The sequence below is a fragment of the Corynebacterium uropygiale genome (genome assembly GCF_021568315.1).
In the GTDB taxonomy this organism is placed as follows: Bacteria; Actinomycetota; Actinomycetes; order Mycobacteriales; family Mycobacteriaceae; genus Corynebacterium; species Corynebacterium uropygiale.
This window is the reverse complement of the sequence record NZ_JAKGSI010000002.1, coordinates 217,298-230,886: the sequence shown is the minus strand read 5'-3', so window position 1 is coordinate 230,886 and position 13,589 is coordinate 217,298. Positions and strand designations below refer to the sequence as shown.

The 13,589-nt window shown below is 64.9% G+C and carries 16 protein-coding genes; 8 read left to right on the top strand and 8 right to left on the bottom strand.

All coding sequences use genetic code 11. The features are described 5' to 3' along the window. Positions 1-15: 15 nt before the first annotated feature. Genes L1O03_RS04560 through L1O03_RS04550 form a run of 3 tightly spaced genes read left to right on the top strand, consistent with a single transcriptional unit; the run spans position 16 to position 2,541 of the window. Positions 16-888 carry a glutamate ABC transporter substrate-binding protein gene (locus L1O03_RS04560; protein WP_236118258.1) on the top strand — a complete coding sequence of 291 codons (873 nt, stop codon included), beginning with the start codon at positions 16-18 and terminating at the stop codon, positions 886-888. 28 nt (positions 889-916) lie between these two features. Next, positions 917-1,603, top strand: a complete 687-nt coding sequence (locus tag L1O03_RS04555; RefSeq protein ID WP_236118257.1) for an amino acid ABC transporter permease — start codon at positions 917-919, stop codon at positions 1,601-1,603. Beyond that, positions 1,603-2,541, top strand: coding sequence for an amino acid ABC transporter permease (locus L1O03_RS04550; protein WP_236118256.1), 939 nt, complete (start codon positions 1,603-1,605; stop codon positions 2,539-2,541). Before L1O03_RS04555 ends, L1O03_RS04550 begins: the two co-directional genes overlap by 1 nt. Position 2,542: 1 nt before the next feature. Here L1O03_RS04550 and L1O03_RS04545 read toward each other — a convergent pair whose 3' ends face one another. Next, complete coding sequence (locus L1O03_RS04545) at positions 2,543-3,160, bottom strand: regulatory protein RecX (protein ID WP_236118255.1); 618 nt, start codon at positions 3,158-3,160, stop codon at positions 2,543-2,545. Between the two features lie 44 nt (positions 3,161-3,204). Further along, complete coding sequence (gene recA / locus L1O03_RS04540) at positions 3,205-4,320, bottom strand: recombinase RecA (protein WP_236118254.1); 1,116 nt, start codon at positions 4,318-4,320, stop codon at positions 3,205-3,207. 258 nt (positions 4,321-4,578) lie between these two features. On the opposite strand from recA, the gene L1O03_RS04535 reads away from it, so the two are divergent. The 3 genes from L1O03_RS04535 to L1O03_RS04525 are packed head-to-tail and all read left to right on the top strand — an operon-like array spanning position 4,579 to position 6,456. Further along, a complete protein-coding gene (locus L1O03_RS04535; protein WP_236118253.1) occupies positions 4,579-5,160 on the top strand; it encodes a biotin transporter BioY in 582 nt (193 codons plus the stop codon). Further along, complete coding sequence (locus L1O03_RS04530) at positions 5,153-5,842, top strand: energy-coupling factor ABC transporter ATP-binding protein (RefSeq protein ID WP_236118252.1); 690 nt, start codon at positions 5,153-5,155, stop codon at positions 5,840-5,842. The genes L1O03_RS04535 and L1O03_RS04530 overlap by 8 nt, the downstream gene beginning before the upstream one ends. After that, complete coding sequence (locus L1O03_RS04525; RefSeq protein WP_236118251.1) at positions 5,839-6,456, top strand: energy-coupling factor transporter transmembrane component T family protein; 618 nt, start codon at positions 5,839-5,841, stop codon at positions 6,454-6,456. Before L1O03_RS04530 ends, L1O03_RS04525 begins: the two co-directional genes overlap by 4 nt. A gap of 34 nt (positions 6,457-6,490) precedes the next feature. On the opposite strand, the gene L1O03_RS04520 is transcribed toward L1O03_RS04525, so the two are convergent. The 4 genes from L1O03_RS04520 to pgsA all read right to left on the bottom strand — a co-directional run bounded on the left by L1O03_RS04520 (position 6,491) and on the right by pgsA (position 8,849). After that, on the bottom strand, positions 6,491-7,339 hold the full coding sequence (locus L1O03_RS04520) for a PspA/IM30 family protein (protein WP_236118250.1): 849 nt from the start codon (positions 7,337-7,339) through the stop codon (positions 6,491-6,493). 80 nt (positions 7,340-7,419) lie between these two features. Beyond that, positions 7,420-7,746 (bottom strand): helix-turn-helix domain-containing protein, encoded by a 327-nt coding sequence (locus tag L1O03_RS04515; RefSeq protein ID WP_236118249.1) that lies wholly within the window; start codon positions 7,744-7,746, stop codon positions 7,420-7,422. A gap of 15 nt (positions 7,747-7,761) precedes the next feature. Continuing rightward, entirely contained in the window at positions 7,762-8,280 is a 519-nt protein-coding gene (locus L1O03_RS04510) for a CinA family protein (protein WP_236118248.1), read from the bottom strand. Beyond that, positions 8,277-8,849 (bottom strand): CDP-diacylglycerol--glycerol-3-phosphate 3-phosphatidyltransferase, encoded by a 573-nt coding sequence (gene pgsA, locus L1O03_RS04505; protein ID WP_236118247.1) that lies wholly within the window; start codon positions 8,847-8,849, stop codon positions 8,277-8,279. Before pgsA ends, L1O03_RS04510 begins: the two co-directional genes overlap by 4 nt. A gap of 68 nt (positions 8,850-8,917) precedes the next feature. Here pgsA and L1O03_RS04500 point away from each other — a divergent pair, with 68 nt between their 5' ends. Then, on the top strand, positions 8,918-9,214 hold the full coding sequence (locus L1O03_RS04500) for a YciI family protein (protein WP_236118246.1): 297 nt from the start codon (positions 8,918-8,920) through the stop codon (positions 9,212-9,214). Positions 9,215-9,222: 8 nt separating this feature from the next. Here L1O03_RS04500 and L1O03_RS04495 read toward each other — a convergent pair whose 3' ends face one another. Continuing rightward, the gene (locus L1O03_RS04495) at positions 9,223-10,308 is read right to left on the bottom strand and encodes a TerC family protein (RefSeq protein WP_236118245.1); all 1,086 of its coding nucleotides are present in this window, start codon (positions 10,306-10,308) and stop codon (positions 9,223-9,225) included. A gap of 239 nt (positions 10,309-10,547) precedes the next feature. After that, positions 10,548-13,391 carry a DNA translocase FtsK gene (locus L1O03_RS04490; protein WP_236118244.1) on the bottom strand — a complete coding sequence of 948 codons (2,844 nt, stop codon included), beginning with the start codon at positions 13,389-13,391 and terminating at the stop codon, positions 10,548-10,550. On the opposite strand from L1O03_RS04490, the gene L1O03_RS04485 reads away from it, so the two are divergent. Next, positions 13,390-13,554 carry a hypothetical protein gene (locus L1O03_RS04485; RefSeq protein ID WP_236118243.1) on the top strand — a complete coding sequence of 55 codons (165 nt, stop codon included), beginning with the start codon at positions 13,390-13,392 and terminating at the stop codon, positions 13,552-13,554. The two genes, L1O03_RS04490 and L1O03_RS04485, sit on opposite strands and share 2 nt — an antisense overlap. The last annotated feature ends 35 nt before the right edge of the window (positions 13,555-13,589 follow it).

Below are 13,589 nucleotides of genomic sequence, written 5' to 3'. Positions count from 1 at the left end.
CCTAAGGAGATCGCCATGACCTCTACCCTTTCCCGCGTTCTTGCCGCCTGTACCGCGGCTGGCCTTGGACTTGTGACCCTCACCGCCTGCGGCGGTGGTGATTCAGCCGGCTTGCTCGCCCAGATTGAGTCCGGAAACGTAACGGCAGGCACCAAGTACGATCAGCCCGGCCTGGGCCTGCGCAACCCCGATGGCTCGATGAGCGGCCTCGACGTCGACATCATCAACTACGTCGTCAAGCACATCGCCGAGGAGAAGGGGTGGAAGGAGCCCGAGATCTCCTGGCACGAGACCCCCTCCGCCCAGCGTGAAAACGACATCCAGAACGGCACGGTGGGGCTCATCGCGGCGACGTACTCCATCAACAAGAGCCGCGCGGAGTCCGTCAACTTCGGCGGGCCCTACCTCATCACCCACCAGGCGCTCCTCGTTCGCAGCGATGATAACGCCATCAAGGGCCTCGATGACCTCGACGGACGGATCCTCTGCTCCGTGTCCGGATCTACCCCCGCGCAGAAGGTGAAAGAGGAGCTCCCCAGCGTCCAGCTCCAGGAGTTTGATACCTACTCCTCCTGCGTCGAGGCGCTGAAGAATGGCTCCATCGACGCCATTACCACCGATGCCACCATCCTCAACGGCTATTCCGCCCAGTCCCCCAACGCCTTCCGCGTGGTGGACCTCAAGAAGAAGGATGGCTCCCAGTTCACCGATGAGTACTACGGCATCGGTATCGCGAAGGATGATAAGGAGGCCACCGACGCGGTGAACAGCGCCCTCGAGGCCATGCTGAAGGACGGCACCTTCGACAAGCTTGTCACCAAGAACCTTGGCGGGAGCGAGGGCATTGACCCGGGCACCCCGGGTGACCTCTCCTTCCTCGACAAGTAAGTAGCCACCAGCAGGGAGTCCTTCAGGTATGTCCACACTATGGTCAACGCTGGGGCCAGCGCTCCTTCCCGCCTTCTGGATGACGATCAAATTGACCGTCATCTCGGGGCTCGGCGCGCTCGTCCTGGGCATCGTCCTCACCGCGATGCGGGTATCCCCCGTCGCGATCCTGCGTTTCCTCGCAGGCTTCTACATCAACACCATCCGCAATACCCCGTTGACCCTGGTGGTGCTCTTCTGCTCCTTTGGGCTCTTCCAGAACCTCGGACTTGCTCTCGCCGACCGCCAGTCCCCCACCTTCCTCGTGGACAACAATGTTCGCCTGGCGATCCTCGGCTTCATTCTCTACACCTCGGCTTTCGTTGCTGAATCGCTGCGATCCGGGATCAACACCGTGGACTTCGGGCAGGCGGAGGCCGCTCGCTCCCTGGGGTTGAGCTTCGCGCAAACATTTCGTCACGTCGTCTTCCCCCAAGCCTTCCGCGCGGCCATCGTCCCGCTGAGCAACACGCTCATCGCGCTGACGAAGAACACGACGATCGCCTCGGCCATCGGTGTCGCTGAGGCCTCGCTCCTCATGAAGTCCACCATCGAGATGAACGCGAACATGCTCTTCGTCATCTTCGGCATTTTCGCCTTGGGCTTCATCATCCTTACCCTGCCCACGGGTCTTCTCCTCGGGGCACTGTCTCGGCGTTGGGCGGTGAAGAAGTAATGTCCGTCCGCGCAACAGTTCTCTATGACGCGCCTGGTCCTCGGGGCCGACGCACGAACCGCGCCATCAGCCTTGTCGTCCTCCTTCTCGCAGCCGGGACGCTGTGGTGGATCGTTTCCACGCTCGCCGCAAACGGCCAGCTCGATGCCGCAATGTGGCGCCCCTTCATCGTCTCGCAGACGTGGACCACCTACATTCTCCCGGGCTTGTGGGGGACCATCCTTGCGGCTGGCTTCTCCATTGTCCTCGCGCTCGTGGTGGGCGTGCTGCTGGGTGTGGGCCGCCTGTCGGAAAACCGGGTGCTCCGGTGGGTCTGCGGCATCATTGTGGAGTTCTTCCGGGCCATCCCGGTGCTCCTCCTCATGATCTTCTCCTACCAGCTCTTTGCCCGCTATCACCTGGTGATGACCAAGCACATGGCGCTGGCGGCAGTCGTCTGCGGGCTCACGCTCTACAACGGCTCGGTCATCGCGGAGATCGTGCGTTCAGGTATCCACTCGCTCCCGAAGGGGCAGGTGGAAGCGGCGAAAGCACTGGGCTTGAGCCATCGGCAGACGATGCGCCACGTGCTTCTCCCGCAGGCGATTGCCGCGATGCTGCCGGCACTCATCGCGCAGATGGTCATTGCGCTGAAGGATTCGGCCTTGGGCTACCAGATCGGTTATATCGAGGTGGTGCGTTCCGGGATCCAGTCGGCCTCGGCGAACAGCAACTACCTTGCTTCCCTCGTGGTGGTGGCGATCATCATGATCCTCATCAACTATGGCCTCACGGCGCTGGCCAGCCGGGTTGAGCGGCAGCTCCGCGCCGGGCGAGCACGGAAGAACATCATCGCGAAGGTCCCCGAGCACGCCCACCAGGGCCTTGACACCAAGGACAATGTCAACGCCGATTGGCACGCGAAGGGCTATCACAAGGTGGAGAACCCGGGCGAGTAGCTTAGCCTTCCCCGTCTTCTCCGCCCGTGCTCTGCCGCAATTCCTCGAGGCGCTCGTCCAAACACCGATGGGCGAGCGCCATACTCATGCCCTGGGGGAAGCCCCGCCGCGCGAGCATCCCGAGCAGCCTGCGCAGGTGTTTGTCATATTCCGCACTATCCCGCGGAATGGAGGTGATTCTCCGGGCCTTCTTCTCGAGGATGGCCCAGGCAATCGATTCCTCGTCCTCCCGCGTGATCTGGGATAGCGCATCCTCGCGAATGTCCGACGCTACACCTTTGGCGATGAGTTCCCGATCCAGCATCCGGGCGGATTTTCCCCGACGCTCGTGACGCTGGCGGACCCACTGCTCCGCGAAGTGACGGTCATTGATGAGGCCCACCCCCTCCAGGTCATCGAGGACTTCCTCAATGACCCCGGTGGGAAAGTCGAGATCACGAAGCCGCGTCCGCAGTTCCTCGCGCGAGCGCGCCCGCTGATTGAGGAGCTTGAGCGCCCGCTCGCGAACGGGCGCCTTCGCTTCCTCTTCCCGTGCATCGAGGATGGTGTTCTCGCGCTCCCCCTCGGCGTATTCGGCCAGCGCCTGGCGCAGGCGGGCAATGGCATCCTGGTTCTCCATGGGGCTATCCCGCCTTCCTCGAGCGCTCGTGGTGATGGGTGGGGCTAGGACTCATCCTCATCGTCGAAATCCACGTTGGGGATCATGTCGACGGGATCGTCGGTAAGCTCATCGTTGTCCTCGTTGGCATAGGGCCCAACGCCCAGCTTCTTGAGGATCTTCTGCTCGATCTCATCGGCGAGATCAGTGTTGTCCTTGAGGAACTGGCGGACCTTCTCCTTGCCCTGGCCCAGCTGGTCCCCGTCGTAGGTGAACCAGGACCCGGACTTCTTAATGATGCCGTTTTCGACGCCGAGGTCGATGAGAGAGGACTCCCGGGAAATGCCCTCGCCATAGAGGATGTCGAACTCCGCGGTCTTGAAGGGCGGGGAGACCTTGTTCTTCACGACCTTGAGTCGCGTCCGGTTACCGATCGCATCCTGCCCATCCTTGAGCGTCTGGATCCGTCGAACATCGCAGCGAACCGACGAGTAGAACTTCAGCGCCTTGCCGCCCGTCGTCGTCTCCGGGGAGCCGAACATGACACCGATCTTCTCGCGCAGCTGGTTGATAAAGATGGCCGTGGTGCCCGCGTTGTACAGGGCGCCGGTCATCTTCCGGAGGGCTTGGCTCATCAGGCGGGCTTGGAGGCCAACGTGGCTATCGCCCATCTCGCCCTCGATTTCCGCCTTCGGGGTAAGGGCCGCCACGGAGTCCACGACGATGATGTCGATGGCCCCGGAGCGGACGAGCATATCGGCGATTTCCAGCGCCTGCTCGCCGGTATCCGGCTGCGAGACCAGCAGCGCGTCCGTGTCCACCCCCAGCTTGCGGGCATAATCCGGGTCCAGGGCGTGCTCGGCGTCGATGAACGCCGCAATCCCGCCATCCTTCTGCGCCGAGGCGATGGCGTGCAGGGCGACCGTCGTCTTACCCGAGGACTCCGGACCATAAATCTCCACGATGCGTCCGCGCGGGAATCCGCCCACACCTAGGGCAATATCAATGGCGGTGTTCCCCGAGGAAATCGCGCGAACGGGCGGGCGATTCTCATCGCCCAGCCGCATCACGGCCCCCTTGCCAAAGTCCTTCTCGATCATGGCGAGGGCAGACTCTAACGCCTTGGCGCGCTCCCCCTCCGCGACCGGGCCCGAGTTGGTCTTCTTTTTCTTAGCTGCCATTAGTCTCTTGTCTTTCCTTCACGATTCATGGATAGCGCCGAGGTCTCGGCTAAGCACGCACACGCACTCTATATTCTCTAGACGGCGCGTGGGCGCTTATGGATCCCTCGTCCCCATCAGGACAGTGGAAGCATATCGTCCCTCGCGGACACTACCCGACAATGTACACGCACAACTGTTCGAATACAAGCGGGCACACGGCGCTCCCGGACCGTACACTATTGAGCACTGAACATTGTTCAAGGTAAGGTGTTTCTCATGGCCTCCTCAGCTTCCCGGTCCACCACGATGGATCTCGCGTACATCGCTGTGTTCGCTGCGCTCATCATTGTCCTTGGCTTCCTCAGCATTCCCGTGGGCGGCGCGGGCGTGCCCATCGTCCTCCAGAATGCCGCCATCATCCTCTGCGGCCTGGTGCTGGGCTGCCGTCGCGGGGGGCTTACGGCTCTCCTCGTCCTCCTCATCGGCTGTGCGCTTCCGGTCCTCGCCGGCGGCCGCACGACCCTCCAGGCTCTGGCCGGCCCGACGGCGGGCTACCTCGTCGGCTATGTGATCTCCGCCTTCGTCGCGGGCTTCATCGCCTATCGTGCGCGCACCACGACGAGCTCGCTGACCCTCATGCTCTCCATCGCCGCGGTCCTCGGCCTCCTCATCCAGTACCTCTGCGGCATGGGCGGGCTCATGCTCCGCTCCGGTCTGAGCCTCTCGGCTGCGGCCGTGGCCCAGGCCCCCTTCCTCCTGCCTGACATCGCCAAGATCATCGTTGCCGTCCTCATTGCTGCGGGGGTGCACTCGGCTTTCCCTGATCTCATGGGGAGCTCGCGCACGCGTCATGCCTAGGATTTCTTTCGACCGGGTGTCCGTCTCCTTCGAGGGCACCCGCGTGCTCGATCCCCTATCGCTCGAGCTCACGGAGCAGCGCATCGGCATCATCGGGGAAAATGGCAGCGGAAAGTCGACGCTCGCCCGGCTCATCAATGGGCTCGTCACCCCCACCGAGGGCACGGTGAGCGTGGACGGCGTCGACGTCGCCCGCCATGGCGCCCGCGTTCGCCGTCGAGTGGGATTCATCTTCTCCGATGCCGACAATCAAATCATCATGCCCCGCGTGCGCGATGACCTCGAGTTCTCCCTCCGCCGCCTCCGCCTCCCCCGCACCGAACGCGAGCAGCGGATCACCAACGCGCTCCGCCGCTTTGGGCTCGACGGCCTGGCCGAGCGTTCGCCACACGTCCTCTCCGGTGGCCAGAAGCAGCTGTTAGCGCTCGCGAGCATTCTCGTCGTGGAACCGGACATCATCATCGCCGATGAGCCCACCACTCTCCTCGATCTTCGCCACCGGCGGCGTATCGCACGCGAATTCGAGCTCTTACCGCAGCAGCTGCTCGTCGTCACCCACGACCTCGAGCTTCTCGAAGGCTTTGACCGGGTCCTCTGCATCGACCACCACCGAATCATCGCTGATGGCCGCCCCGAGGACGTGATCCCCCACTACGAGACCCTCATGGAGTCGAGGGCATGAGACTCCAGCACCCGCCCCTGGGCGTCTACTCCCCGGGCTCGACGGCCATCCACCGCGCGAACCCCGGGCTCAAACTCCTGGTGCTCATTGCCTTCATCGCGCTGAGCACCATCCTCGCGAGGACACCGCTCCACGCCCTCCTCGCGTGCGTGCTCCCCGCCCTTGGGCTGGCGTGGGCGCGCATCCCGCCGCGTCTTCTCTGGGAGCAGCTGTGGCCGCCCATCCCCCTTCTGCTTGCGCTCGGCGCGTTCCGCTGGTGGTCGAGCGACCTCCCCACCGCCGCCACGATGGTGATCATCATCCTCGCTGCCATCGCCGCGGCTGTCCTCTTCACGCTGACGACCCCGCTGCCCCGCCTCATGGAAACAATCGAAAGGGGCCTCGCGCCCCTCGAGCGCTGGGGCGTCCCCGTCGAGAGGCTCTCGATGGCTGTGGGCTTGACACTGCGCCTCATCCCCTCAGTGATGACCATCGCGGGGGATGTTCTCGACGCCCGCACGGCGCGGGGAGCCGGATGGTCGCTCCGCGCTTTCGGGACGCCCCTCCTTATTCGGTGCATAAAAAAGGCCCGCGCGCTGGCACAAGCGCTGCAGGCCCGTGGGGTCGGAGATTAGTCCCCGACCCTGACGCGAATGCTCTATTCGCGTCTTAGCTTTCCCCGCGCAGCTCCCGGAGGCGCTGAGCGACCGCATCCTGCGGCGCCGCGTGCTGCGGCTGGGAGGAGGTCCCCTGCCCCAGCTGCTGCTGGGGGGAGCCCTGCTCCACCGACGGGGTGGCGCCGCCGTTCATCTCCGCGCGGATCTGCTCCAGGCGGGAGTGCCCGGCCAGCTGGAGGCCCGCCTGCTCCACCTCGGCCATGCGGCCCTGGACGCTGTTCTGAGCGAGTTCGGCCTCACCAAGAGCCTTGGCATAGCGCCGCTCGATCTTGTCCCGGACCTGATCAAGGTTCGGGGTGCTGCCCGAGGCCAGCTGATTCATCGACTGCAGGGACTCGGACACTTTCTCCTGCATCTTCGCCTGCTCAAGCTGGCTGAGAAGCTTGGTGCGCTCGGCCACCTTCTGCTGAAGAGCCATGGAGTTGCGCTCGACGGCCTGCTTGGCCTGCTCGGCCTGCCGGAGAGCCTGGTCGTGAAGCTTCTTGGTGTCCTCGACGGACTGCTCGGCGTTCACCAGCTGGGCGGCAAAGGACTCCGCCGCGTTCTCGTACTCCTGGGCCTTGCGCTCGTCGCCACTCTGGCGGGCCTTGTCTGCAAGCTGCAGGGCCTGGCGGGTGTTCCCCTGGAGCTTCTCAATCTCCGCGAGACGACGGTTCAGCTGCATCTCCAGCTGCCGCTGGTTGCCGATCACCGCCGCCGCCTGCTGGGACAACTCCTGATGCTGGCGCTGAGCCTCCTCGATGGCCTGCTGAATCTGTACCTTCGGATCGGCGTTTTCCTCGATCTTGGAATCGAACAACGCCATGAGATACTTCCATGCCTTTACAAAGGGATTAGCCATCTGTCCTGCGGCCTCCTACACCCGAGTCGAGTTATCAAATATGCGAACCCCATGGTAACCGACGCACCATGAGAAATGGCTTAGACGCGCACCAATTCTTCTGCGACGGACTGCAGCGCCATCGAGCCTGCTGCCTCGATGAGCACGTCCGACACCGAGACCCCCAGCGCGTGGCACACCGATGCGAGGAGCTCTGAGGAGACCTCCTTGCGACCACGCTCCAGCTCCGACAAATACCCCGGAGAGACGCAAGCGGTTTCCGCGAGCTCCCGCAGGGTCACCCCCTTGTCCATGCGGAACGACTTCAACGCGTCGCCCAGTGCTTCGCGCAAAAGAGGCTCGGGATGAGGACGCGGCGGTAGCGTCCCCTCCCGTGGCGTGTCTAGCAATGCGGTGTTGGTACTCATTACTCCCTCTAACGCTCAGCGCTTCGGAATTGTTCCCAGCGTCGCGAGGAGGAACTCGATAGCCTTCGCCACGCTGGTGCTTCGAATATACTCCCGCGTGCGCTGAGGATCATTCTGGGGATCGATGCTGAGGCGCCGGGTGAGCGTCGGCCCACCATCGCGCGCCACCCCGATCCAGACCTCTCCGACGGGATGGCCGTCCTGGGAATCCGGTCCGGCGACCCCCGTCAGGGCGACTCCCCACGTGGCCTCACACGTCGAGCGTGCCCCCTCGGCCATGGCGCGCGCCGTCTCCTCCGCGACGGGCCCGACCGCGGCGAGTGTTTCCTCGGGGACTCCCGCGAGGGAGTGTTTGAGCTCGGTGGCGTAGGTGATGAGTCCCCCGCGCAGCACGGCCGAGGCGCCGGGAACTGTCGCGATCTCCGCGGCGAACAACCCGGCGGTCAGTGATTCGCAGCTCGCTAGGGTCTCAGCCCGATCCGTGAGAGCGTGGACCAGCTCCTGGGCCCGCGAGTTCCCATCCGCACCGCTCACTGCTGCTGCTTCCGGGAATCCAGCAGGTACTGGGCGCCGGTAATGACCGTGATCGCCAACGCAATGGCCATCACCACATGCGTGGGCCAGTCCATCCAGGCCGGCAGCGGGCAGAGGTACATGGCCACCGCAAGCGCCTGGAGTGTCGTCTTCCACTTGCCGCCGCGGCTGGCTGGAACCACGCGCCCCTTGCGCAGCAAGACCATCCGCCAGGCCGTAATGCCCAGCTCGCGGACAACAATGACGATCGTCACCCACCACCACAGGACGCCAACGATATTGAGGCTCACCAGCGCGGTGATCATGAGGGCTTTATCGGCAATGGGGTCAGCGATCTTTCCGAAGTTCGTGACGATCCCCCGAGCGCGCGCGATATCGCCGTCGAGTTTGTCCGTCACCATGAGCGCGACGAAGACGCCGAAGGCCCACCACTGTGTGCTCCCGTTCTCATTGTTTCCGCGGATCGCTAACCACGCGAACACGGGGACAAAGAGTATCCGCAGGCAGGTCAAAATGTTCGGCAGGTTGATGTTGCTCTGCCGAGCCGAGGATCCAGGAACAGTGCTCACTCTGTCTACCCTACCTTCTTCATTCGTGCGTCCTCACTCCGCGTACCGAGCGCAGTAGAGTGACAGGCATGAACTACTTTGCCGTTCTCTACCGCTACGCCCCTGATTCTGAACTCATCGCCACGGTGCGCCCGCGCCACCGCGAGTTCCTTGGCAGCCTCAAGGAGGAGGGAAAGCTCGTCGGCTCCGGCCCCTACACTGACGGCGACGGCGGGGCGCTCATCGTCCTCCGCCTCCCCGAGCCCGCCGGCGTCGAGGACGCCGCGAGCCTCATGAACAACGACCCCTTCCTCAAGGAGGGTGCCCTCGACGGCCGCGAGATCCGGGCATGGAACCCGGTCCTCAATATTTTCGACGGCCAATAGCTGGGCGTTTAGGATTGCTCCTTCTCGGGCCAATCCTCTCCCGTGGTGAGGGCGGTATTCCACTTCGGCGGAATGCCGCCCTGCGCTTCATCGCGCTTCGTCTTCACCACGGAGGCCACCACCGTGACCAGCAGAATTCCCACGATCACGACGAGGGACATGAGCGTCGGAACCTCGGGGACCGGGACGTCCGAGCCGCCGTTGATGAAGAACAGGTTGTTCTCATGCAGCGCGTGGAGGATGAGCTTCACGCCGATAAAGCCCAGGATGACGCCCAGCCCATAGGGCAGGTACACCAGGCGGTCCAGGAGGCCGTCGAGGAGGAAGTACATCTGACGGAGGCCGAGGAGGGCGAAGGCGTTCGTCGTGAAGACAATGTAGGGCTCCACGGTGATGCCATAGATCGCGGGGATGGAGTCCAGCGCGAACATGAGGTCCACCATCCCGATCGCCACGAGGGCGACGACCAGCGGGGTCAGGGCCAGGGCGCCGTGGCGCTTCCCCTCGGCGGCGGGCAGACGAACCGCGAGCTTGTCACCGTGATAGGTGCTGGTCACGGGGATGACCTTGCGCAGCCAGCGGATGATGCGCATGTCGTTGGGGTCGGTCTCGGGGGTATCGGTGACCTCGTCCCACAGCAGCTTGATCGCGGTGTAGAGAAGGAAGATACCGAACAGGTAGAAGACGTCGGACCACGCGTGGATGACCGCCGCCCCCAGGAGGATGAACACGAGCCGGAACACCAAAGCCAGCGCGATACCGATGAGGAGCACCTTCTGCTGATACTTCCGGGGGATTTTGAAGGCCCCCATGATGAGCGCGAAGATGAAGAGGTTATCGACGCTCAGCGCCTTTTCCGTGATGTAGCCGGTGAAGAACTCGATGCCGTGCTGGTGGGGGTTGCCTGGCTCGCCCCACGTCACCCACAAGAAGCCGCCGAAGAGCACGGCCAGGGCCACGTAGAAGAGCGACCACCACGCGGATTCTTTGAGGGTGGGCTCGTGGGGGACGCGGACGTGGGAATAGAAATCGAAGATGAAGAAGCCGGCGATGACGGCGATCGTCACCACCCAGGTGACAAGGTTGACTTCCATGCTGCTGATGGACCTCCGGAAGCATAAAAAAACTTACCGGAGGTCTCCCCCACCCGTGAAGCAGATGGGCCGGTGAGGCCGGGGCACAACCGTGACTCTCAGGCGGGATCTTCGTGATCCCGCCGCCAGGGCTGTGCGTCCGTGTTGACGACCGTCACCGTGTCCGGGGTACTCCCCTCCATGACCCGGCCAACTCTACCGGGCAGGAAAGCGTCAGCGCAACTGCGCCCGCGTGGCGCCTAGACGGCGCCGCCGGAAGGGTTGGGGTGGGCATCGACGATCGTCGTCTGCGCATCCTCGTCCTGGACCTCCTTGGGGGCCTCGGCGGGATCGGCGCCCTTCACCATCCACAGGGTGGTCTCCAGCTCCTCGGGTTTGACGAGCACCTCGCGGGCCTTCGACCCCTCGGAGGGACCGACAATCCCGCGGGTCTCCATGAGGTCCATGAGGCGCCCGGCCTTCGCGAAGCCGACCCTGAGCTTGCGCTGCAGCATCGACGTCGAGCCCATCTGGGAGGTGACGACGAGCTCGATGGCTTCGAGCAAGTCGTCCATGTCCTTGCCGATCTCCTCGTCGATTTCCTTCTTCGCGTCGCTCTGGCGCTCATCCGTGACGCCCTCGGTGTAGACGGGATCGCGCTGCGCCTTGGCCTCGTCGACCACGGCTTGGATCTCCTCGTCGGTGACGAAGGCGCCCTGGAGGCGGACCGGCTTGTTGGCCCCCTGCGCGATGAAGAGGCCATCGCCCATGCCGATGAGCTTCTCCGCCCCGCCCTGGTCGAGGATGACCCGCGAGTCCGTGAGAGAGGACGTCGCGAACGCCAGCCGGCTAGGAACGTTCGTCTTGATGAGGCCGGTCACGACGTCGACGGAGGGTCGCTGCGTCGCGAGCACGAGGTGGATCCCCGCGGCGCGGGCCTTCTGGGTGATGCGGACGATCGAGTCCTCGATCTCCTTCGGCGCCGTCATCATGAGGTCCGCGAGCTCGTCGACCACGCACACGATGAACGGATAGGGGTGGTACTCCCGCTGGGACCCCGCCGGCGCCTGGATCTGACCGGCCTTCACCTTGCGGTTGAAGTCCTTGATGTGGCGCACGCGCGCCGACTTCATGTCGAGGTAGCGCTGCTCCATCTCCTCCACGAGCCACTGGAGAGCCGCACTGGCCTTCTTCGGCTGCGTGATGATGGGGGTGATGAGGTGCGGAATGCCCTCATAGGGGGTGAGCTCCACCATCTTTGGGTCCACGAGGATGAGCCGGACTTCCTCGGGCGTCGCGCGCGTGAGTAGGGAGACCAAGAGCGAGTTCACGAAGGCCGACTTACCGGAGCCCGTCGAGCCCGCAACAAGCAGGTGCGGCATCTTCTGCACGGAGTGGCAGATGAAGTCGCCCTCGATGTCCTTGCCGAGGCCGATGAGCATGGGGTCGGGATTCCGCACCGTCGAGGGGGCGTTGAGCACGTCGCCGAGGCGCACGAGCTCACGGTCCGTGTTCGGGACCTCGATGCCCACGGCTGACTTCCCGGGGATCGGCGTGAGGAGGCGGACGTTATCCGTGGCCACCGCGTAGGCAAGGTTCGACTGGAGGTTCGTGATCTTCGAGACTTTCACCCCCGGCCCGAGCTCCACCTCGTAGCGGGTGACTGTCGGGCCGCGCGAGAACCCCGTAACCGTCGCGTTCACCTTGAACTCGCGGAAGACCTCGGTGATGGCCTCGATCATGCGATCGTTGACCTCCGAGCGCTCCTTCGGCGGCTCCCCGGGGATGAGGAGGTGCGGGCTGGGCAGCTCATAATCGGAAGTCTCGACGCCGTCCTCCGCCGCCCCAGCAGGCGCCGAGCCGGAAGCCGGGGAGGGGGCGGGAGCGGCCGGCGGCGCGGCGGGCGTGGCCACCGGAGCCGCGGGACGGTCCATGCGGGTGGTCTCCTGCGGCTGCTCGCTCGGGCGCGGCGCCGCCTGGCGGGCCGAGTTCCGCGCCGCCTGCGTCAGGCGGTCATGGGACTGCTGTACAACATCCTGCGCCGGAACCTCCACCGTCGGCTCATCGCCGGGCCCGTCGAGCCCAGCGGAGCGCACGGTCTCCGGGTGCTCAGGCTCATCCGCGGCGGGCGTCGAGAAGAGCCCCTCGCCGGCCGGGGCGTCGTCGTTGGCGGGAGTGTGCGGAAGAGGGCTCGCGGGTGGCGCTGGGCGTCGGCGCGGCGGGGCCTGATAGGAGGGCCGGGCCGCGCGCGGACGCGGCTGCGGACGGGGCTCCCGCCCGGCTGCACGGTCATCGATGTCCTGGGCGACGTGCCCGTAGAGGTCATCGTCCTCCTCGGGCTCCTCGGCCTCGCCGACCATGAGGCCCGTCACCCACTCCTTCACGGCGCCCACGAACTCCCGGGTGGTGATCCCCGTCGCCTTAAGGGCACCGTAGACCAGCGCCAGAACGAGAATCGGGACCGCGAGATACGCGGTGAAACCCGCGCACAGCGGCGTGCCGATGATCGCACCGATCGCGCCACCCGCGCGAGCCCGGCCAGCCCACTCCCCCGGGTTCCCCGCGAAGACGTGGATGAGCGCCAGCATGACCACGATGATGATGCCCACGCCCAGGGCGGTCTGCCCTCGGTCCGTGCCGTGGCGCCCCATCTTGAGCATGAGGACGACGGCCAGCGCCACGAGAGCCACCGGCAGGATGAGAGCACCCGCTCCGATGACCGTGTGGACGGCCGTCGCGATCATCTCGCCGACGGGGCCAGCGACATCAAACCAGACCGAGGCGCCCAGCACGACCGCAATGCCGATGAGCGTGAGCCCCAAGCCGTCGGAGTGCTCATCCACCCACGCGGACGCGGTCTGGCCGAAGCCGGAGATGGATCCGGAGGTGGATGAGGAGCGCTGAGAGCGCGGACGCGACGGCTCGTCGGTCTGCTCCTCGGTCATGAGGTCGTCATCATCTCCTTCGTCATCGAAGAGGTCGAGGTCATCGTGGGCTGTCGAGGGGAAGTCCTCTTCGGCGCCGTAGAGGTCATCCGAGCGGCGGCTCAGCCGGGAGCGCAGGCCCCGGGCCATGGCGCCCACACCCTGAGCCGCCGAGCTCATGAGGGTCCCCACCCCGTGGCTCACCGCTTTGAGTGCGCCGGTGCTGCCGGTGCGCTCCGAGGATGTCTCTGCCGCCCGGTGGGCGACGGCGAAGGAGGACGTCGGCGTCCCACTGGCGCGCTCAAAAGACCGGGTAGTCGAGGTTCGACTCCCGGTCGCGTAGGTAGAGCGTCCCTGCGGTCGCGTTCGACTGCGGGA